19 protein-coding genes are annotated in these 22,059 nt (G+C 46.9%); 6 read left to right on the top strand and 13 right to left on the bottom strand.

The annotated features are described in order from the left end of the window. Positions 1 to 24: 24 nt before the first annotated feature. The 4 genes from oppC to HMPREF2560_RS10035 all read right to left on the bottom strand — a co-directional run bounded on the left by oppC (position 25) and on the right by HMPREF2560_RS10035 (position 5,650). Complete coding sequence (gene oppC, locus HMPREF2560_RS10050) at positions 25 to 933, bottom strand: oligopeptide ABC transporter permease OppC (protein WP_003683112.1); 909 nt, start codon at positions 931 to 933, stop codon at positions 25 to 27. Between the two features lie 72 nt (positions 934 to 1,005). Then, the gene (oppB, locus tag HMPREF2560_RS10045; protein ID WP_036472303.1) at positions 1,006 to 1,926 is read right to left on the bottom strand and encodes an oligopeptide ABC transporter permease OppB; all 921 of its coding nucleotides are present in this window, start codon (positions 1,924 to 1,926) and stop codon (positions 1,006 to 1,008) included. Between the two features lie 232 nt (positions 1,927 to 2,158). Then, positions 2,159 to 3,955, bottom strand: coding sequence for an aminopeptidase P family protein (locus HMPREF2560_RS10040; protein ID WP_070607823.1), 1,797 nt, complete (start codon positions 3,953 to 3,955; stop codon positions 2,159 to 2,161). A gap of 75 nt (positions 3,956 to 4,030) precedes the next feature. Then, on the bottom strand, positions 4,031 to 5,650 hold the full coding sequence (locus HMPREF2560_RS10035) for an ABC transporter substrate-binding protein (RefSeq protein ID WP_070607826.1): 1,620 nt from the start codon (positions 5,648 to 5,650) through the stop codon (positions 4,031 to 4,033). 326 nt (positions 5,651 to 5,976) lie between these two features. Between HMPREF2560_RS10035 and HMPREF2560_RS10030 the strand changes: the two genes are divergently transcribed. The 6 genes from HMPREF2560_RS10030 to HMPREF2560_RS10005 all read left to right on the top strand — a co-directional run bounded on the left by HMPREF2560_RS10030 (position 5,977) and on the right by HMPREF2560_RS10005 (position 12,385). Then, entirely contained in the window at positions 5,977 to 7,047 is a 1,071-nt protein-coding gene (locus HMPREF2560_RS10030) for a porin (protein ID WP_070607828.1), read from the top strand. Between the two features lie 124 nt (positions 7,048 to 7,171). Beyond that, positions 7,172 to 8,689: a polyamine aminopropyltransferase gene (locus HMPREF2560_RS10025; protein ID WP_349267205.1), complete on the top strand. Its 1,518-nt coding sequence runs from the start codon at positions 7,172 to 7,174 to the stop codon at positions 8,687 to 8,689. A 167-nt stretch (positions 8,690 to 8,856) separates the two neighbouring features. Continuing rightward, positions 8,857 to 9,324 carry an FxsA family protein gene (locus tag HMPREF2560_RS10020; protein WP_039862014.1) on the top strand — a complete coding sequence of 156 codons (468 nt, stop codon included), beginning with the start codon at positions 8,857 to 8,859 and terminating at the stop codon, positions 9,322 to 9,324. Positions 9,325 to 9,502: 178 nt separating this feature from the next. Then, complete coding sequence (locus tag HMPREF2560_RS10015) at positions 9,503 to 11,350, top strand: lytic transglycosylase domain-containing protein (RefSeq protein WP_070607833.1); 1,848 nt, start codon at positions 9,503 to 9,505, stop codon at positions 11,348 to 11,350. 277 nt (positions 11,351 to 11,627) lie between these two features. Then, positions 11,628 to 11,840 carry a 30S ribosomal protein S21 gene (gene rpsU, locus HMPREF2560_RS10010; protein ID WP_002214819.1) on the top strand — a complete coding sequence of 71 codons (213 nt, stop codon included), beginning with the start codon at positions 11,628 to 11,630 and terminating at the stop codon, positions 11,838 to 11,840. A gap of 98 nt (positions 11,841 to 11,938) precedes the next feature. Beyond that, positions 11,939 to 12,385, top strand: coding sequence for a GatB/YqeY domain-containing protein (locus HMPREF2560_RS10005; RefSeq protein WP_070607836.1), 447 nt, complete (start codon positions 11,939 to 11,941; stop codon positions 12,383 to 12,385). Between the two features lie 63 nt (positions 12,386 to 12,448). Here HMPREF2560_RS10005 and accD read toward each other — a convergent pair whose 3' ends face one another. The 9 genes from accD to pheS all read right to left on the bottom strand — a co-directional run bounded on the left by accD (position 12,449) and on the right by pheS (position 21,993). After that, on the bottom strand, positions 12,449 to 13,315 hold the full coding sequence (gene accD, locus HMPREF2560_RS10000; RefSeq protein ID WP_070607838.1) for an acetyl-CoA carboxylase, carboxyltransferase subunit beta: 867 nt from the start codon (positions 13,313 to 13,315) through the stop codon (positions 12,449 to 12,451). Between the two features lie 75 nt (positions 13,316 to 13,390). After that, the gene (gene trpA / locus HMPREF2560_RS09995) at positions 13,391 to 14,176 is read right to left on the bottom strand and encodes a tryptophan synthase subunit alpha (RefSeq protein ID WP_070607841.1); all 786 of its coding nucleotides are present in this window, start codon (positions 14,174 to 14,176) and stop codon (positions 13,391 to 13,393) included. A 326-nt stretch (positions 14,177 to 14,502) separates the two neighbouring features. Continuing rightward, the gene (locus HMPREF2560_RS09990) at positions 14,503 to 14,850 is read right to left on the bottom strand and encodes a hypothetical protein (protein WP_049344100.1); all 348 of its coding nucleotides are present in this window, start codon (positions 14,848 to 14,850) and stop codon (positions 14,503 to 14,505) included. Continuing rightward, positions 14,834 to 15,136 carry an integration host factor subunit alpha gene (locus HMPREF2560_RS09985; RefSeq protein ID WP_003680933.1) on the bottom strand — a complete coding sequence of 101 codons (303 nt, stop codon included), beginning with the start codon at positions 15,134 to 15,136 and terminating at the stop codon, positions 14,834 to 14,836. Before HMPREF2560_RS09985 ends, HMPREF2560_RS09990 begins: the two co-directional genes overlap by 17 nt. Before the next feature lie 115 nt (positions 15,137 to 15,251). Further along, positions 15,252 to 17,615, bottom strand: a complete 2,364-nt coding sequence (gene pheT / locus HMPREF2560_RS09980) for a phenylalanine--tRNA ligase subunit beta (RefSeq protein WP_070873853.1) — start codon at positions 17,613 to 17,615, stop codon at positions 15,252 to 15,254. A gap of 25 nt (positions 17,616 to 17,640) precedes the next feature. Continuing rightward, on the bottom strand, positions 17,641 to 18,291 hold the full coding sequence (locus HMPREF2560_RS09975) for a DNA-methyltransferase (protein ID WP_070873852.1): 651 nt from the start codon (positions 18,289 to 18,291) through the stop codon (positions 17,641 to 17,643). Further along, a complete protein-coding gene (locus tag HMPREF2560_RS09970; RefSeq protein WP_070873851.1) occupies positions 18,288 to 19,757 on the bottom strand; it encodes a restriction endonuclease in 1,470 nt (489 codons plus the stop codon). Before HMPREF2560_RS09970 ends, HMPREF2560_RS09975 begins: the two co-directional genes overlap by 4 nt. 2 nt (positions 19,758 to 19,759) lie before the next feature. Continuing rightward, positions 19,760 to 20,818, bottom strand: a complete 1,059-nt coding sequence (locus HMPREF2560_RS09965; protein ID WP_049344094.1) for a DNA cytosine methyltransferase — start codon at positions 20,816 to 20,818, stop codon at positions 19,760 to 19,762. Positions 20,819 to 21,000: 182 nt separating this feature from the next. Beyond that, complete coding sequence (gene pheS, locus HMPREF2560_RS09960; protein WP_070873850.1) at positions 21,001 to 21,993, bottom strand: phenylalanine--tRNA ligase subunit alpha; 993 nt, start codon at positions 21,991 to 21,993, stop codon at positions 21,001 to 21,003. Positions 21,994 to 22,059: the final 66 nt, after the last annotated feature.

Raw genomic sequence — 22,059 nt, 5'->3', positions numbered from 1 at the left:
TTTGATTATCCTTTTGGTTGTGGTTTAGCGGTCTTTCGGGTCAAGCGCATCGCGCAGGCCGTCGCCGATAAAGTTGAAACAGAACAAAGTGGTTACCAGGAAGAAACTCGGTACGAGCAGCTGCCATGGTGCGGCTTCCATCGAAATCGCGCCTTCTTGCAGCATCGAACCCCAACTGGTCATAGGCTCTTGCACACCCAAGCCCAAGAAGCTCAAGAAGGATTCAAACATAATCATGCCCGGTACCAACAATGAGGCATACACCATCACCACGCCCAAAACATTCGGAATAATGTGGCGCGTTACGATTTTACGTTTTGCCACGCCGCTCACACGCGCTGCTTCGACAAACTCTTTATGCTTCAAGCTCAAGGTTTGGCCGCGCACGATACGCGCCACATCCAACCAAGACACCAAACCCACGGCGGCAAAAATCAAAAGCAGGTTGCGGCCGAAGAATGTGGTCAGCAGAATCACGAAAAACATAAACGGAAACGCGTTCAAAATTTCCAAAAAGCGCATCATCAGCGAATCGAGCTTACCACCGATAAAGCCGGCAATCGCACCGTAAAGCGTACCGATGACAACGGCCACCAATGCGCCGGCCACACCGACCAGCAAGGAAATACGTCCGCCGGTTGCCGCGCGCGACAGCAAATCGCGGCCGAGCAAGTCCGTACCCAGATAGTGATGGGTAGAAAAAGACGGCGGAATCTGCATATTGTCCCAGTCGGTGAAGTCGTAGGTGTAGCGGACAATCCATGGCGCCACAATCACAAAAATGCTGATCAGCAACAGGATGATAATGCTATACACTGCCGCTTTATTCTGTTTAAAACGCCGCCATGCGTCGCTCCACAGGCTTTTGCCGTGTACTTGGGCGTATTCTGCTGCCTCTGCAAGGGCCTGAGTCTGCTTCTTTTTGAATAACATAATGTTCTCTCTCGCTTTTTCTTCTTTCTTCAGGCCGTCTGAACGTTTCAGACGGCCTTTGCGCAAATGGGATTAATAACGGATTTTCGGGTCAATAATGGCATACAGAATATCGAGGATGGCGTTGAACAAAATGGTCATGATGCCGACCAAAATCGTCAAACCCAAAATCATGCCGTAGTCGCGGTTGAGCGCGCCGTTGACAAACAATTGTCCGACACCGGGAATACCGAACACGTTTTCAATCACAATGGAGCCGGTGATGATGCCGACGAATGCCGGGCCTAAGAAAGAAACAATCGGTAGCATGGCTGGACGCAGCGCATGGCGCAGGATGATGCGGCTCATGGGCAGGCCTTTGGCGCGTGCCGTGCGGATAAAGGGGCTGTTCAATACTTCGATCATCGCGCCGCGCGTAATCCGCGCGATACTGGACACATAACCGATGGACAAAGTAACGACGGGCAAAATCAGGTTCATCAGTGCGCCATCGTTCCAACCGCCTGCAGGCAGCCATTGCAGTCTGACGGCAAACACCAGCACCAATACCGGCGCCATCACAAAGCTGGGAACAACAATGCCGGTCATCGCGCCGCTCATCAGCGAATAATCCAGCCAGCTGTTCTGTTTTAAGGCGGCGATGATGCCGATAAACATACCGAAGATGGCGGCAATCAAAAAGGCGTAGAAGCCAAGTTCTGCCGATACCGGCAGGGATTGGGCAAGCAACTCATTAACGCTGAAATCTTTATATTTGAACGACGGCCCCAAATCTCCCTGTGCCAACTGCTTGAGGTAGTGGAAATATTGGAGGTACATCGGATCATTGAGGTGGTATTTGGCTTCGATGTTGGCCATGACCGCAGGCGGCAGATTGCGTTCGCCTGTGAACGGGCTGCCTGGTGCGAGCCGCATCAGGAAAAACGATACGGTAATCAACACCAGCATGGTCGGGATGGAAGCACATATCCGTTTGATGATGAATTTCAACATAATCAGGCTGTCCTGTCTGAACATACCGGACTCGTGAAAACAAAGCTGACCTGAAGCGGAAATCGGATGAATGGCAGCAGGCGTCTGTAACGTCGCCGCGCCGGTTTCTCTCTCTATTCCGACCGGGTTATTGTTTTTATTCGGAGTCGGGTAAGGTTTTTTAGTTTTTAGATAATTGTTGTTATAAGGCCGTCTGAAATTTTGTATCCGCCGTTTCAGACGGCCTTTCAAGTTAACGCGCCAAAGGTTCGGTGCGTTCAATCAGCCATGCTTTGGCCGCGCCTTCTGTCAAAGGCTCGAGACGGCGGCGCACTTCGGCGTGATATTGGTTCAGCCATTCGATTTCGCTGCCGGTCATCAGTTTGGTATCGATCAGGCGCGTATCGATTGGGCAGAGGGTAACGGTTTCAAAATACAGGAATTTGCCGAACTCGGTTTCCTCTGGGTTTTCAACCGGACGATTGATTACCAGGCTTTCGATACGGATACCCCACTTGCCCGGACGGTAAAGACCCGGCTCGTTGGAAGTCAGCATGCCTGATTTCATCGCGTGATGCGGTTGCGGTACGGCGGCAACGGCAATGCTTTGTGGGCCTTCATGCACATTGAGGAAATAGCCCACGCCATGACCGGTACCGTGACCGTAATCACATTGCGCCTGCCAGAGCGATTTACGGCAGATGGCATCAATCATCGGGCCTTTGATGTTTTCAGGGAAAATGGTTTCCGCCAGAGAAATATGCGCTTTCAACACCAAAGTGTAATCGCGCATCATGGCCGCACTCGGATTGCCGACAGGCACCACGCGCGTGATGTCGGTCGTGCCGCCCCAGTATTGGCCGCCGGAGTCAATCAACAGCATACCGTCGCCTTTAATTTTGCTGTTATTTTCCGGTGTCGCGCTGTAATGAGGCAAGGCGGCATTGGCATTGTAGCCGGCGATGGTGTCGAAACTTGGCGAAATAAAGCCGGGACGTTGGCTGCGGTGTTTATAGAGCATGCCGTCGATGTCCAGTTCGCTCAATTCGCCACCGTCTGCCAAGATTTGTTCAAACTCGGCAAAGAAGCCGCACAATGCCGCGCCGTCTTCCGCCATGGTATTGCGGATATGGGCGATGTCGGCATCGGATTTAACCGATTTGAAGAATGTGCTTGGGTGGATGGCTTCAATCAAACGGACGTCTTCAGGCAGGCGGCGCAAAGTGCCGACGGCGGTTTTGTTCGGATCAATCAGCAATGCGCCGTTAACGCCTGCCAAATAGTCCGCCGCTTGCGCATAAGGCAACACTTCAAAACCTGCCGCTTTCAAGGCTTCGGCAGATTCGGCTTTCAGACGGCCTGCATCGGTAAACAATACGGCTTTGTCTTGGCTGATAAACAGATGGGACAAGAACACGGGGTTGAACGGCACATCATCGCCGCGCAGATTGGTAATCCAAGCGATGTCGTCCAAAGAAGAAACCAAATGTGCATCTGCGCCCTGCTCTTTCATGGCCGCACGGATACGGGCCAGTTTTTCGGCCGCAGTTTCGGAAACGTAGTCGGGATGGTGAACGTAGATTTCCGGAGTCGGCAATGCAGGACGGTCGTCCCACACTTCGTCCAACAAGGTTTCAGGATATTCGAGGCGGATGTTTTTGGCGGCAAGTGCCTGTTTCAAACCGCGCTCGCCGCTGAGTGCGAACATATCGGCAGGCGCTCCGACGACTGCACCCTCGGGCAGATTTTGTGCCAACCACTCGGTATAAGGCGCATCAACACCCATTTTTTGCAGCTCGATGCCGTTTGGTGCAAGCTGTTGGCCGGCCTGCTCCCAATAGCGGCTGTCCGTCCACACGCCTGCTTTATCGGCGGTTACCACCAAAGTGCCGGCCGAACCGGTAAAGCCGGAAAAATCGCGGCGCGCCTGCCAATGCTCGGGCAGATATTCGGAAAGGTGTGGATCGGCGGAAGGAATGACAAACGCGTCCACGCCATGTTTTTTCATGGCTTCGCGTAAAGCGGACAAACGTTGTTGTACAGATTTCATGTGTTATGTCTCCTGTTGTTTCAGACGGCCTCTGTCATCAAAGCCGTCTGAAAACTTGTGCTGTCTATAATCAATCTATTTTTTCGGTGCGAACGACCAGCTCTTGACCGTGTAGTTCCGCAAAGGATCTTTGTCGGAATAGCCGATAACATCGGGTTTGACCATACGCACTTCAACCTGATGATACAGCGGAATCAGTGCAGCGTCTTCTTGAAGCTGCTTCTCCGCATCGGCATAGAGCTGGCTGCGCGCTTCCTTGCTGACGCCATCTTTCAGCGTATTGTTCATAAATGTGTCAAACGCCGCGCTTTTGTAGCGGAATGCATTGTTTGAGTTGTTGGATTTCAAGATATTGAGCATGCCCGCCGGATCGTTAAAATCAGAACACCAGCCGCTGAACGAAACCTTGAAATTGCCTTGCGCGCGCGTATCCAAATAAGTTTTCCATTCCTCGTTGGACAAAGTCGGACGGATAAACGGAATGGCGGCTTTCCACACCGACTGCACAGCAGTAATTTGTTTTTTGGATGCTTCGCTGGTGCTGTACAAAATATCGAACTCAAGCGGATGATCATCGTTGTAGCCTGCTTCGTTCAACAGTTTGCGTGCGGTTTCGATGCGTTTTTCAGGCGTCCACTCTTTCCACTCAGGATAAACAGGAATCACGCCCTGCATTTGCGGCGGCGTCAATTGGAACGCAGGCGTATCGCCACGGCCGCCCACTTTGACGACGATGTCGCGGCGCGTCAGCATATTGAGCGCCTTGCGGACGCGCGGATCGTTAAACGGCGCTGCTTCGTGGTTCGGCTCCAAATACCAGCTACATAAAGAAGTCGTGCGTCTTACTTGGCCCGGAAACTCAATATCCGCCACTTTGACCTGATCACTGGGAATACCGTAGGTCACATCAATTTCATTGGCGCGATAACGGTTGTACTCACCACTGCCTGACAGAAAAACCGCCTTCGGAATGGCTACTTTGTCTTTATCGTAATAATTGGGATTGCGTTCCATATTAATGTGGCTGTTGACTTTCCAATCCGTTAACAGATAAGCGCCACTGGAAACATAATGACCGGGCTGCGTCCACTTATTGCCATATTTTTCAACAGTGGCGCGGTGAACCGGAAAAGTGAATTGCTGAATCAGCATATCAGGGAAATAAGGTACGGGCGCAATCAGCGTAAATTGCAGGGTCTTCGCGTCCAACGCCTTGACGCCCAATGTCTCAGGCTTGGCTTTGCCGTTTAATATATCTTCCGCATTTTCCACTTGGGCATCGACCAAATAGCTGCCGAAAGGTGCGCCGGTGGCCGGATCGGCAAGACGGCGGAAGCTGTACACGAAATCTTCGGCAGTAATCGGATCGCCATTACTCCATTTGGCATCACGCAGATGGAAGGTCCAAACACGCTCGCCCTCGCTCTCCCATTTTTCCGCCAAAGCAGGAATGGTTTTGCCTTCGGCATCCGTACCGACCAAACCATCCATCAACTGACGGATAATCGCACCGGCCGCCATATCACCGCTCATCTGAGGATCCAGCGTACCCGGCTCAACGCCGTTGCTGACCACCACGCGCTCATAATCGGTACGTTTAAACTCAGGAGCAGGCTTAACATCGCGGCTACACGCCGACAATGCGAATACGGCAGCCAATAATGCAGCCAACAGCGGATAGGTTTTTCCGGCCATATTTCATTCCTTCTTTTGGGTATTCTTCTTTTTCAGACGGCCTGATTATTCAAACTACACTTAAACTACAAATATTTGAGGTTTTTAAACCTAGTTAAATTCTCTATTTTCAGATATAAAAATAGTGTTTTAAACTACCTATACCATCGAAATAAAAGCAGCCATCTAAGATTGTTGGCAAATTAACACAAAAATACGTAACTGAAAACTATTTTTCAATTTATCCTACGATAAGTTACAAATGTATTGATTTTTTATAATTTGTCAAATAAGATTATCCGAATTCCCCGCCCCCAATTAAGAAAAAGACATAAAAGGAGAACAAAATGAACAAGTTATCTTGTTTTATTGCCACTACCCTCATCGGTTCTTCCATAAGCATCGCCCACGCCGAACCTAAAATGAGCGGTACCATCTACATCATGACCGAGGTCGAACACAACAATAAAACCGGCGTAACCAATACAACCATTTCCGATAAAAGTTCCAGTCTTTATCTCTCCGATGAAGTACGACTCAACAACGACTTATGGCTGAAATGGCAACTTGGCTCCTTTATTTACTTCGATTCCGACCGCTGGGGCGGCTGGGGTACTGCCGACTCATACGTCGCGCTCAACAGCTACAAAAACCTTGGCACCGTCAAAATGGGCTACATCAGTACCCCTATGAACAGCATTTATCTGAACCCGTTCGACACCAACAGCCCGATTTTGGAATTCGGCAAAATTTCCCGCTTCGGCCAACGCCGTGTTTCCATGGCTTATGAGTCGCCTTGGAAAAACGGTTTCCAATTCAAATTCAACGTTTCCCCCGGTTCCAATGCCGCGCGCAACAACAATGACTGGAATCCGGACAAAAAACGTGACGGCGACTGGGTCTTCGGCTGGGGTGTAGACTACTACCACCCCAACAATGGCTTTAACGCCCACTACGCTGCCGAATACGCACCCAACGACTCTCCAACCGAAACCAAAGACTTCCAAGCCCATGCATTCATGGCCGGATACAGCAAAGACAAAATCTCCGTCGATGCCGCGTTCCAATACGCCAAAAATACTTGCGACGGCTTCAGCTGCTGGGGCGTATGGAAAGATGCGGCAGGCAACGTAGCCGGTTCTTACGACAAAGAAATCAACAACACCAAAGAATTTATGGTGTCCGGCTCATACAAAGTAGGCAATTTCAAACCTCAAATCGGCTTTGCCTACGGTAAAAGCTCTATCGGCGAAGACTACAAACACGTCGCCGTCAGCACCGATTACAGCTTCTCCAAACGGACGACTGCCACACTCGGCGCCGGCTGGTTGAAAGAAAACGTCAATCCGAAATACGACGAAGATTTGCCGAAAAAATCTTCTTACGCAGTGGGCATGGTATTCAAACACCGCTATTAATGCCTGACAGATTAAAGGCCGTCTGAAACAATTTGTTCAGACGGCCTTTTCCACATCCTATAATTAAACTTGCAGCCTACCTTAAAAATCATTACATTGCCCACACTCAAGCAACAAAAACGTCATCATGAACGCCCACCGCACCCTCATCATCTCCGTTTTTATCGTCGCCAGCTGCGGCCTCGCTTATGAGCTCATCATCGCCGCGCTCGCAAGCTATCTTTTGGGCGACAGTATTTTGCAGTTTTCCTCCGTCATCGGGCTTTATCTGTTTTCAATGGGTATCGGTGCCCACCTGACCCAATACATCAAAGATAAAGACGTATTGCACCGCTTTATCGAAATTGAACTTCTGGTCGGCATCATCGGCGGTATTTCCGCGCTGGCATTATTTGTAGCCTTCGGTTTATCCGCCGCCCCGTTCCGCACCCTGCTCTACACTTTTGTACTGATTGTCGGCATGGTTGTCGGCATGGAAATTCCTTTGGTCATGCGCGTGTTAAACCAAAAAGGGGCGGAATTTAAAGAACTCGTTTCCAAAGTATTGACCTTCGACTACTTGGGCGCACTTGCCGTCTCGTTATTATTTCCGCTTCTACTCGCCCCCAAACTCGGCATGGCGCGTTCCGCCTTGTTGTTTGGCATCTTCAACGCCGCCGTCGCCTATCTGACCGCGCGCGTCTTCAAAGCCGAACTACCCCGTTACCGCGCCATCCGCCTGCGTGCGCTGATTGTTTTGTCCATCCTCGCCATCACCTTCGCCTACGCCGACCGTATTTCCTTTAAAGCCGAACAAAGCTATTTCGGCGATCCCGTTGTCTATCAAAGCCACTCGCCCTACCAACGGCTCGTCGTAACCCGCTGGAAAGACGACACCCGCCTCTACATCAACGGCAACCTGCAATTCTCCTCACGCGACGAAGCCCGTTACCATGAAGCACTCGTTCTGCCTGCCATGCAGATGGTTCCCAACGCCGAACGCGTCCTGATTCTCGGTGGCGGCGACGGATTGGCGGCACGCGAAGTCTTAAAATATCCGCAGGTCAAAAATGTTACTTTGGTCGATCTCGACCCCGACATGACCGCCACCTTTAAAACCTCAGCCACCTTAAGCGCACTCAATCAAGGCTCGCTGTCCCATCCCAAAATGCACGTCGTCAACGACGATGCCGCCAAATGGCTGGAAGGGTCGTCTGAAAAATTCGACGTTATCATCATCGACCTGCCCGACCCGTCCAATTTCTCGCTGGGCAAACTTTACTCCGTCCCCATGTACCGCCTCGTTGCCCGCCATCTTGAGCCTCAAGGCAAGATTGTTGTGCAATCGACTTCGCCTTATTTCGCCCCTAACGCCTACTGGTCGGTCGTTGCCACCCTCGAAGCGGCCAAGTTGAATACCGCACCCTATCATGTTTACGTCCCCTCATTTGGCGAATGGGGATTTGTGTTGGCAGGTTTCGACCAAAACTTCCCCATTCCGCAAAAATTCGACGTACCCACCCGCTATCTCAATGCCCAGACTGTCGCCGAAATGTTCCGTTTTCCGCCCGATATGGCAAGGCGCAAGGTGGAAGCAAATTATTTGAACAACCAAATTCTCGTCAGTTATTTTGAAAGCGATTGGAACAATGTGATGCGATAGAATATCTAAAGGCCGTCTGAAACATCTGTCTTCTTTTTATCCCCGTTCAGACGGCCTCATTACCCGTTTACCCTTTTTCACACAGCATTTGCTTGAAAAAATAAGGTTTATCTTTATCTAGATAGAACACAATCGACACTATCCGTTGAATGAAGGAACAAACACTTATGCAGTATTTTGGAATCGGTTTTTTGGTTTTAATCTTTTTGGAAATCATGTCCATCGTCTGGGTTGCCGACTGGATAGGTGGCGGCTGGACGCTGTTTGTGATGGCCGTCAGCTTTATCAGCGGTATCTTTATGCTGCGCCATACCGGCATCTCCGGCCTTTTGCTCGCAGGCGCAGCCGTCCGCAGCGGCCAAAACATTTCCCTCTATCAGATGCTGTGGCCGATTCGCTATACTGCCGCTGCGGTTTTCCTGCTCAGCCCAGGCTTTATTTCAACCGCCGTCGCCCTGCTCTTACTGATTCCGTTTAAAGGCAACGCGGCCGTTTCTTCTACGCAGTCTTTCCAAAGCCGTCAGACTTACAGCTCCGCCAAAGAGGATGAAGACATTATCGAAGGTGAATACACGGTTACGCGCACCAGCAAAGCCGACAAACCGCAAGACTATATCGAACACAAACCCGATTGACGACTTCCTTCATAACAGGCCGTCTGAATTAGGAATACCTCAAAAGTGTTTCATATTTCAGACGGCCTTAGTCATTTCCGGGCTTTTAAAATGTAAATATCGGTTTGTAATTCGGTTATTCCGCATAAATCATTTAAAATAAGTAGCTATTTTGATTCTAAAAACGACACGGTATCCAATGAACGTTCAACGTCTTTTCCCTCTCTCCCTCAGCTTGATTACCGCCGCTGTTTTATCGGCGTGCGCCACCCAAAACACACCGACTGCTTCGAAAACCGAAACCGTCGTTCAGCCTAAATCTACTTCTATTTCTTCACGCCGCGCCGACAGCGAATCCAAAGTCCTGTCCGATTACAGCCAATACCAAAGCGCCATCGATGCCGCCAAACGCGGCGACGATGCTTGGGTACAACAATTTTTATCCCAAGCCAGCGACAGCGCAATGGCTGAAAATGTCCGCAACGAATGGCTGAAAACCTTGGGCGCGCGCGGCCAATGGGATTTGTTCCGTCAAGAATTCAGCAAATTGAACGCCGCCGGCGTCGCACAAGAAGTGCAATGTTATGCCGATTTGAGCAGCGGCAATTACAGCAAAGCCGCCGAGCTGGTTCGCGTTACCGGCAAACTGCCTGCCGGCTGTACCCGCTTGGTTGAAAGCGCGGCAGCTTCAGGCCGTCTGAACGCCAACGATGCATGGCGTCGCGTACGCGGCTTATTGAGCAACAGCCAAACCACAGATGCACGCAACCTCGCCGCCGCATTGGGCAGCCCCTTTGAAGGTGGCGCGCAAGGCGCAACCGAATACAGCCTGTTGAGCGTAATCGGCAAAGATGCACGCAAATCCGCTTCTGCCGCCGCTACCCTGTCCGACATGGAATCAGGCCTCAGCCGCGAACAACGCAGCTTCGCATGGGGCGTATTGGGCCACTACCATGCACAAAGCCAAAATATGCCGACCGCTTTGAGCTACTACGGCCGCGTTTCCGACCGCAAACAACTGACCGACGAACAATTGGAATGGTACGCACGCGCCGCTTTGCGTCTGCAACGTTGGGACGAATTGGCAAGCGTAATTCAGCATATGCCTGAAAAACTGCAAAAAGACCCGACATGGCAATATTGGCTGGGCCGCAGCTTTTCCGCACAAGGCAAAAGCGGCCAAGCCAAAGAAATGTACGAAAAAGCCGCCGCTTCCGGCCGCAATTTCTACGCCGTAATGGCAGGTGAAGAACTGGGCCGCCGCATCAATACGCGCAACAACGTTTCCGATGCCGATGCCAGAGACGTCCGCCGCATGAGCGAAGACGGTGCCATCAAACGCGCATTGGTTCTGTTTAAAAACAGCCAAAGCAACGGCGATTCCAAAATGCGCCGTCAGGCACAGGCGGAATGGCGTTTTGCCACCCGCGACTTCAACGAAGACAACCTGCTGACTGCCGCACAAGTTGCTTTTGACAACCAGTTCTACGACATGGCAATCAACAGCGCAGACCGTACCGACCACAAACTCAACTACAAACTGCGCTACCTCTCTCCGTTTAAAGACCTAACCGTCCGCTATGCCGCACAGGCTGGTATTGACCCGGCATGGGTTTACGGTTTGATTCGCCAAGAAAGCCGCTTTGTCATGGGCGCACAATCCAGCGTCGGCGCACAAGGCCTGATGCAGGTCATGCCTGCGACCGCCCGCGAAATCGCCGGCAAAATCGGCATGAGCAGCAGCGAACTCTACACCATGGACGGCAACATCCGCATGGGTACTTGGTACATGGCAGATGCCAAACGCCGCCTGCAAAATAACGAAGTGATGGCCACCGCAGGCTACAATGCCGGCCCCGGCCGCGCCCGCAACTGGCAGGCTTCTTCGCCTTTGGAAGGCGCCATCTACGCCGAGACCATCCCATTCACCGAAACCCGCGACTACGTGAAAAAAGTCATGACCAACGCGACTTATTACGCGTCATTGTTCAATGAGCCGCAAACTTCGTTGAAACAACGTATGGGTACGGTTCCCGGCCGTTATTAATACCCGATAGGCCGTCTGAAAAGTGAGACAGAATCAAACGTTCAGACGGCCTGCAACCTTGACAGACTATCGGGTTTATAAGATAATCGCCCGATTGTTTCCGACCGAAAAGGTCACTTGCACGGCAAAAGCCGACTTGTTAGGAGGTGATGTTTACATCACGGCGCGTATCCCGCCCTGCCCTAGGCAAACCAGCGATACAACAACTCTCCCATTATGACAAACCGTCCTCTATTTCTTAAAACGGTTTGATTGAACAAAATTTAAAGGAAATAAAATGCCTGCTATTCGTGTTAAAGAGAATGAACCATTTGAAGTTGCCATGCGTCGTTTCAAACGTGCCGTAGAAAAAACCGGTCTGTTGACCGAACTGCGCGCCCGTGAAGCGTACGAAAAACCAACTACCGAGCGTAAACGCAAAAAAGCTGCTGCAGTCAAACGTCTGCAAAAACGTCTGCGCAGCCAACAACTGCCTCCTAAAATGTACTAATTACAGGCCTGCCCTGTGATAAACGACACACCGCAAGGGCAGCTTTGCGGTGTGTTTTGTTTTTCAGACGGCATCTTTTTATATAAAGTGAGAACATTATGAGCCTAAAAACACAATTAACCGAAGACATGAAAACCGCCATGCGTGCCAAAGACCACGTGTCTTTAAGCACCATCCGCCTGATTAATGCCGCCATCAAACAATTTGAAGTAGATGAGCGCACCGAAGCCGATGACGCCAAAGTCATCTCTATCCTGACCAAAATGGTGAAACAGCGCAAAGACAGCGCCAAAATCTATACCGAAGCCGGTCGTCAAGATTTGGCTGACAAAGAAAACGCGGAAATCGAAATCCTCAACCGCTACCTGCCGCAAATGATGTCCGCAGAAGAAATCAAGACTGTCGTTGATGCAGCCATTGCAGAAACCGGTGCATCAGGCATGGCAGATATGGGTAAAGTCATGGGTGTATTGAAAACCCGTCTGGCCGGCAAAGCTGACATGGGTGAAGTCAATAAGGTTTTGAAAGCCGCATTGACTGCTTAATCATCAATAATCAAAAAGGCCGTCTGAAATATTATTTTCAGACGGCCTTTCTTATTGTGCCAATCAAGCAGCAGTTACTTTGCTCTCATGACGCAACAAGGTAATCAAATCGCTGATACGTTTTTTCATGGAACGGCGATCGACGATTTGGTCGATTGCCCCCTTTTCCAACAAGAATTCTGCACGTTGGAAACCTTCCGGCAAGGTTTCACGTACAGTCTGCTCGATAACGCGCGGACCGGCAAAACCAATCAGCGCATTCGGTTCTGCCAAAACCACATCGCCCAAGAAGGCAAAGCTGGCAGATACGCCGCCCATGGTCGGGTCGGTCAATACGGAAATAAACGGCAGACGTTTTTCAGTCAGCAAATGCAAAGCCGCGCTGGTTTTCGTCATCTGCATCAAAGAGTTCAAACCTTCCTGCATACGCGCACCACCGGAAGCCGCCACGCAAATAAACGAACAATTATCTGCAACGGCACGACGTACACCCTGAACGAAACGCTCACCCACGACCGAACCCATAGAGCCGCCGATAAAACGGAATTCAAACGCAGCCACAACGACAGGCAGGCCGTTCATGGTGCCTTTCATAACAACCAATGCATCGTCTTCGCCGGTTGCTTTACGCGCAGCCGCGAGGCGGTCCGGATATTTTTTGCTGTCTTTGAATTTCAGCGGGTCGGTCGGTTTAATATTGGCTGCAATCTCTTCACGGCCTTCTTCATCCAAAAGCAGGTCCAAACGTTCGCGCGCAGAAAGCGGATTGTGATGATTACATTTCGGGCAGACTTCGCTGTTTTGTTTCAACTCGGTTGAATAAACCGTTGCTGAACAAGACGGACATTTATGCCACAGGCCTTCAGGGACGCTGGACGAACTGCTTCGGTTTTTAATTTTCGGAGGAAGAATTTTATCTAGCCAGCTCATGAATGACTCCTTGGAATTCAGAATTCAGACGGCCTGTTGAATGTAAGGCCGTCTGAAATAATGGAATAAAAAATATTAGCGAATCGCGTCTTTCAACTCTTTAACCAACACGCCTACCGCTTCGGCCTCGCTACCTGCGTGGCTTTCAATCTCTTTGACGATACGGCTGCCGACAATAACGGCATCCGCCACCGCGCCAATCTTACGCGCACTCTCCGCATTATTAATGCCGAAGCCGACACCGATCGGAATATCAATATATTTGCGCAAAAGTTCTATTTTACGCGAAACTTCTTCAGTATCCAAACTTGCCGCACCGGTTACACCTTTGAGCGATACATAATACACAAAGCCACCGGCTACTTTGGCAATCGTTTGAATACGCTCTTCAGTTGTTGTCGGCGCAATAAGGAAAATACAATCAATACCTTGCGCTTTCAACGACTCATGCAAAGGCGCAATGGTTTCTACCGGAGAATCCACGGTCAACACGCCATCTACGCCTGCCTCGGCAGCCACTTGCGCAAACGCCTGATAACCCATTTTATGTACCGGGTTCAAGTAACCCATTAACACAACCGGCGTTTTATCATTGGTTTGGCGGAACAAGCGTACTGTTTCCAATACATCGCGCAAAGAAACATGATTTGCCAACGCCCTTTCAGCCGCACGTTGAATAGTCGGGCCATCCGCCATAGGGTCAGAAAACGGCACACCCAGTTCCAAAATATCAGCACCATTAGCCACCAGGCTATGCATCAATGCCAAGGTTGTCTCAAGGCTGGGATCACCCACCGTAATATAAGGAATCAGTGCTTTTGCGCCATTGAGCGCTGAGAAAGTTTGTTGGATTCTGCTCATTTTCTGCTATCCATTTCATCGATTTGAATGTTGTCCGGCAGCCTGTTTATGCTGCCGTTACATTTGTTTTAAAAACCTCAGTCTGCCATGAAAAGGCGGCATCTATCCGCATTATCTAATGACTGTTTCTTCCTAATCGGCAAACAAGAGGCTAAGTATAACATTTACGGCTATTTCATAGAATCATTTGCAATCAAGATTCTGATATTTTGAAAGCAATATAAAACAATAAAGGCCGTCTGAAAATCATTCAAACAGCCTTTATTAGAATCAATTATGCAAATCTTTGTATGCCTTCGCACTTTTGATCAGAATTTCCCTATCGATTACAGCTCGACATGGTGATTTTGTTGCTCAGAACCAAGATGACGCTCCAAATCGGACAAAACCTGCATCAGACCATGACGGACTTCTTCTGCATTGGCGGCAGGATTGCCGTTTGCATCCAAAGCGCCACGGCTGAACGTATCGATATACGGTTCAAACGTATCTTTCAGTTTCAACAACTTAACTACATCTGAGCGCGTATATCGATCGCCACCGTATCCAATCACAACATTATTTTCATGCTGCCATTGGGCAAACTGAGCCGGACTGATTTGCACCAATTGGCACATTTCATCCAACGTAAAATAACGCTTGGCAGGAATAACCGGATTATTGTTGTTTGTCATAGTAATGCTCCACCATGCCTTTGAGTTTTTGGCTGGCATGGAAAGTCACCACACGGCGTGCGGTAATCGGCACTTCTTCGCCGGTTTTAGGGTTACGACCCGGGCGTTGAGGTTTGTCGCGCAATTGGAAATTGCCGAAACCGGAAATTTTAATTTCTTCACCACGCGCCAAAGTGCTGCGGATTTCTTCAAAAAAGAGCTCGACGATTTCTTTGGCATCATTCTTGGTGACGTTGCTGACTTTGTCGACCAAAATATCAGCCAATTCTGCTTTAGTTAGTGTCATGTGTTTACCTTCATTCAAACTGGTGCAATTATTACCAAAATTCTTTTAAAAATCAAGTCCTCACCAAAAAAACAAATATTATTGGCAATTTTTGGCAACAACTTTTATCCTAATTTTAAGCGCGAAGCTGTGCATCTTTTTCGGCTGCCGCTTTAATCATTTTCGCAACCAAAGGCTCGATGACTTCATCTGTCAGCGTGTTTTCCATATCCTGCAAAATGATTTTGACGGCAACGCTCTTCATGCCTTCAGGCACGCCTGTACCGCGGTAAACGTCAAAAACGCTGATTTCTTGAACCAGTTTGTTCGCCGCCGCTTTCAGGGCATTTAACAAATCATCATGCGTTACAGCTTCAGGCATTACAAATGCCAAATCTCGGCGTGCAGGCTGGAATTTGGATACGGTCTGATAACGGGTTTTCTCACGACCCAATACCGCATCCATATCGATTTCAAATACCAGCGGCGCTTGCGGCAAATCATATTTTTGCAGCCATTTCGGATGCAACTCGCCGACAAAACCAACTACTTTGCCGTCTGAAACAATATTGGCGGCACGTCCAGGATGCAATGCCGGATGTTCGGTCTTCACAAAGGATACTTCTTTGTTTTTCAAAAGGCTCTCAACATCGGCTTTCATATCGTAGAAATCTACGTTGCGTGTTTTCTCGCCCCATTGCTCAGGCAACACGGAGCCATACCACAAACCGCCGATACGTTCATTTTGAACAAATTGATCAGCCAAATCTTTGCGGAACACGCGGGCAATTTCAAATACGCGTACACGGTTTTGCTTACGGTTCAAATTGTTTTGCAAAACTTCCACCAAACCGCCGATAAGCGTAGAACGCATGACGGCATACTGCGCCGCCAACGGATTTTGCAGGCGGATAGGATGGGTATTGGCAGCAAAGTCTTGCTCCCATTGCTCATCCACAAACGCATAGCTGACCACTTCGCGGTAACCGCGTGCCGCCATTTCGTTATAAACTGCAAAACGCGGGCGTTTGGTTTCAGGCAAAGCCAACATTTTCAGACGGCCTGAAGTATAGTCGTCAGGAATATTTTCATAACCGTACACACGGCCGATTTCTTCAATCAAATCGGCTTCGATCTCGATATCAAAACGAAAGCTAGGAGAAGTGACACGGAAGCCTTCTGCAGTTTTCTCAGGCTGCAAACCCAAGTGTTGCAAGATAATTTCGACTTGCTCGGCAGGGATCTCAACGCCCAATACCGTTTTCAGACGGCCTAAACGCAATTCGACCTGTTTTGCCTCAGGCAATTTACCTTGTGCCTCAACCATTGCACCGGCTGCGCCACCGCAAATCTGCAACACCAATTCGGTAGCACGCTCAATGGCATCAGCTTGCAAGCGGTAATCCACACCGCGTTCAAAGCGGAAAGAAGAATCCGAACCAAAACCGTATTGACGGGATTTACCGGCAATAATCTCCGGGGCAAACCAAGCCGCTTCCAATACAATATTTTGCGTCTCATCAGAAACCGCACTTGCCTCGCCGCCCATCAGACCGGCCAAACTCAACACACCTTTTTCATCAGCGACCACCAATGTATTGTCAGCCAAAGTAACGGTCTTCTCGTTCAGGCACGCCAAAGTCTCGCCATTTTGAGCACGGCGGACAATCAAACTGCCCGACAGCTTATCAGCATCGAAAACATGCATAGGCTGACCGATTTCCAGCATGACATAGTTGCCGATGTCCACCAATGCAGAAATGCTGCGGATACCGCTGCGTTCCAAACGTTGTTTCATCCAATCTGGAGTAGGCGCTTTTGCATTGACATTTTCAATAACGCGACTGATAAAACGACCACAGTCGGCCGGTGCATCAATACGGACAGCCTGTTTTTTCTCGCTGCTGATAGAGGCCGTCTGAATTTCGACAGGCGTAAACGCACATTGAGTCAACGCAGAAACCTCACGCGCAATACCCTTAACGCTCAAGCAATCAGCGCGGTTGGGCGTAATTTTCAACGTAAACAGCGTATCGTCCAGATCTAAGTATTCGCGGATATTGGTACCGACGGGCGCATCTTCAGGCAGAATGTGCAGACCGTCCACACCATCATCAGGCAAACCCAGTTCATTGGTCGAGCACAGCATACCGTTTGATGGCACACCACGCATTTTAGTCGGCTTAATTTTAAAGTTGCCCGGCAAAACGGCACCCGGCAGCGAACACGGCACTTTAATGCCCGGCTTGACATTCGGCGCACCACAAACAATCTGAACCAATTCGCCCGTACCGGCATCAACTTGGGTAACGTTCAAACGGTCTGCATCAGGATGCTTTTCAACAGATTTTACTTCGGCAACAACCACGCCACTGAAAGCAGGGGCAGCAGTATCGATTTCTTCCACTTCCAAACCGGCCATGGTCAAAAGATGTTCCAGTTTATCGGCAGAAAGATAAGGATTGGCTTGGGTTCTCAGCCATGAGTAGGAGAATTGCATGGTTAATTTCTCTATATTTTTTAAGTTATTCAATAATACAATAACCTGGGTGCCCAAAACTGATTCTAGCTTCAGGTAAATTATTTTTTATTTTCTCAATCGATTGTTGGTAATAATCGGAATTGATTTCACAAGCTGTCAAATCAAACTGTGCAAGGCAGCATGCAATAGCAAGAGTTCCACTTCCTAAATGTGTATCTAAAATCTTATCACCCTGCTTTGCATACATTTTTAACAACCACTGATATAATTCGACTGGTTTTTGTGTTGGGTGAGTTTTATTACGATTTTTCCGAACACTAAAACGGAAAATTTTAGATGGCCTATCGAATGACGACCAAGCCATTTCTGCCATAGAAAAATTATTTAATGTCTCTGGTTGATTTTTATCCCAAATAATAAATCCTTTATTATATTCACTTCTTAACCATAACTCGCCAAAATAATTCCCACCCCAAATAATTTGATTTTTTGACACGCGAAATAATTCATTAAAGTAAGTTTGGTCTGGCTTAATATCCCATTGTGAGTATTCATTCATATTAAATTTATAATCACCACCACGTTTAGTTTTATTTAAAATCCCATAAGGAGGATCTACAATTGCCAAATCAAAATACTTGTCAGGATACCGAGACATTAAGATCATGTTATCTTCATTTGAAATAGTTATCATGTACTATACGCTTCCATTGTGGTGTTACTTGCAAACCGTTGCATAGTCAAATTGGAAATTTCTGAGCTAATATCTTTTCCAAGATTTTTAATAATAATTTCATCAAAATACCGATAATCAATCTCTGGAATACTGGAGCGATTAATCAAACAATTATATAAAAATTCAGCAAATGTATTGGCACGAATAATTACAATTGGGCAATTACGAATATCGGATAACACGGCAGGGACATAACGTGGTGTAACAACAATTGTGTAAATGGCCTTAATTTTATTTTTATGATCTTCCAATCTTCCTGAATTAATACCTGATAACTTATTTTTAGTTGATTTTGCCTCTACTGCAAATTTTCTCTTTTGCGTAATATATAAGCACTCTAAATCCGTATTACCTGGCCCACCAATTTTTTTAGCTTCTACGTTATAAAACATATTAAACCCCATTTCTAGAACATCTTCAAATAGATACGCCTCTGTTCCATTATTATTATCTGCATATTGTTCAATCAACCTAGGTAAATGTAATAATTCATATGCTGCTTCATCCTTAAGCTCACCAATCTCCTCCAATAACACTTTTGGGTAGAAGCTATAAATTTCCTTAATGACATCAATTTTCAAACGATCACTATCATTTAGATTTAATGGCATTTCTGAAAACGAATAAGCACTTTGCAATTTTTTCACAAATTCCTGAAGTTGCTTAGGAATCGAAAACTCACTTGATGTTACTTTACGATATGTTTCGGTCTTACCATGCTTTAGACGGCAAATAATTTTACCATCCGTTTTTTGTAAAACACCTGCATCAGTCAATGTTTTTGAGAAATAAGATTCCCACTCATGCGCTGCATTTACGTAAGCATGACTACGACTATTTTCCGCAGTTAATTGATGTTTAATTTTTACTTCCGCACATGTTCGTAATGCCAAAATGTCTTGTACTAATTTTTCATAGCTATTCTGATCAGCACGTTTCACAAACGAAATTAAATAGATATATTCATAAGAAAATAGTTTGCAATCCAATCTCTCATCAGATAACAACTTAAATATTAGTCTTATGGGATATAATTGAATCCTTTCATCAGTCTTAATGTACGGATGAGGAAATGGTATCGCCCACAACATAGTAAGAAAAATTTTTTGAATATATTCATTATTATCCAAGTGTTTCAAAAATAAATTACCCAATGGACTAAACAGGAATTTCTGTGTACCTTGCCCACATACATCACGATAACCAAACATATAGAATGATAATTCTTTTATTTTATGAGTAGTAGCATCCAATGATTTACCTGTATTTCGTCTATGGTATAAATCTAGTTTTTCCAATTTTTCAGATAACTTAGCTTTATCCTCTACAGATATAAAGGAATTTGTTTTCAAAATACCTGCAAATTTACATAAAATATGAAAATTCTGTAAATGTTTATCTATTACCCAGCGCGCAGTTGTCATATCTATTTCCCTATTCTCTCTACAATTTTTTTAATTAACAATGGAGGAATAGATTCACCAATACATTGCCGAATTAATAATTCTGATGTATCGTCGGGAATATTCCAATCAATAGGTAATGATGTTAAAAGCATTAACTCTAATGGTGTTAAAACTCTTGCATCTGAATATGTTCCATCAGGCATAGGCCGTCCAGGATGAACATTTAATTGTGAACTGATAGCGTCATTACGAATAGTAATAGTTGGGGCAGGAGCATCCCACTCCATACGGCGATAAGTTGTATTATAACTTTTAATTTTTTCACCATTTTTTTTCTTTGGATAATGTTCTATATTATCAAAAGCAGATCGTCCTGTTGGCGTATTTTTTAGCCATATAATGTGCTCCGGAGCATGTGTACGTGCAAAATGCCATTTCACATTAGACTTTTGTCCAGACTCAATACTAGGCAAAAAACTAATAGCATCACGAACAGAAATGGTTTTTGTAACTTTTTCCGGCATTCCCCAAATAGTTGAATGTTTATTCATACGAATAATAGCTCGTTTACGATGTTGTGCAACACCATAATCGGCAGAATCAAAAATATGAGTTTGAATATAATATTCGCAACCAAATAAATCTTGCAAAATTGCTTCTACTGTTTGTAATGTCCCCTTATAAGGTAACTTAATTTTTAAAAAAAATGGAACATTTTCAATTAAAACAAAAGTTGGGCGTTTTAATAAAATAAATTCGATTACTCTGAATATTAAATGATTACGTTTATCATTAGCCATCTCTTGAATGTTACGATTTTTCCCTGCAACACTCATGCCTTGACAAGGAGGAGAAGCAATTAAAAAATCTAATTGATTAGGCACGCTCTGTATTAAATTTTGAAACACTTCCTCATGAAGTATATCACCTATAATCATTTTACTTTCGGGATATAGAGCTTTATATAAATTAGCACGTTCTGGCACCAATTCATTTGCAGCTATAATCTTAATACCCGCATTATGCAAGTAGGTTTCTGCAATCCCTGCACTCGAAAATAAAGAAGCCCCTATCATCATAGAACCAAACCCAAATTAACTATATAATCTCTACAAAGCAATAAATTATGTCTCTTTAAACAAAATTAGGAATGTAATTTCACAACAAAATATCAAATGTTTTATATCTTACATTTGAATTTTCCTAAGCAGCCTGAAAACCAAGAGTAGGCTGCTTTTCCATATTCAGGCAGTCTGCACGATCATTTCGCAAACTGCTTCAAAAAGTTCAAATCATTATCGAAGAACAGGCGCAAGTCGTTCACGTTGTAACGCAGCATAGCGAAGCGGTCGAGACCAATACCAAAGGCGAAACCAGTATATTTTTCAGGGTCGATATTGACGTTTTTCAATACGTTAGGATGTACCATACCGCAACCGCCGACTTCCAACCATTTGCCGTTTTCACCCATGATGTCGATTTCGGCAGAAGGCTCGGTGAACGGGAAGAAAGACGGACGGAAACGTACTTGCAAGTCATCGCGTTCAAAGAAGCGACGGATAAAGTCAGTAAACACTGCTTTCAAATCGGCAAAAGTGACACCCTCTTCCACCCACAAACCTTCGGCCTGATGGAACATAGGCGAGTGAGTGGCATCACTGTCCACACGGTAAACGCGGCCGGGAGCAATAATGCGGATAGGCGGCTCTTTTTTGTCGAGCATATAGCGGATTTGAATAGGCGAAGTGTGTGTACGTAAAACGTCGCCGTTTTCAACGTAGAAGGTATCTTGCATTGCACGCGCAGGGTGATTTGCAGGAATATTCAAGGCTTGGAAATTGTGGAAATCGTCTTCAATTTCAGGGCCGTCCGCCACTTCGAAACCCATACCGTGAAACAGCTCAACCACACGTTGCAAAGTTAAAGTAACTGGATGCAAACCACCATGCTCTTGTGCACGGCCCGGCAAAGTAATATCCAAGGCTTCTGCTGCCAATTGGGCTTGCAGCTTGGCTTCATTCAGGGCATCGCGTTTGGCATTAAAGGCCGTCTGAAACTGATTTTTGCATTCGTTGATGTGCGCGCCTATGGTTTTACGCTCTTCAGGAGACATTTGACCCAAAGTTTTCAAAAGTCCGGTCAATTCGCCGGTTTTACCAAGATAGCGTGCTTTAATTTGTTCTAAGGCATTGAAGTCTTGCGCGGCTTCAATAGCGGCAATACCTTCTGTAACGATACGGTTTACATTTTCCATAGTAGTTTATCGTCTGTTTGTTGATGGCAGGCCGTCTGAAACAACAAAGCCGTCTGTTGGATTTGA

Source organism: Neisseria sp. HMSC078H04, from assembly GCF_001838135.1.
GTDB lineage: Bacteria > Pseudomonadota > Gammaproteobacteria > Burkholderiales > Neisseriaceae > Neisseria.
The sequence above is the reverse complement of the archived record's forward strand: the minus strand, read 5'-3'. Positions and strand labels throughout refer to the sequence as shown.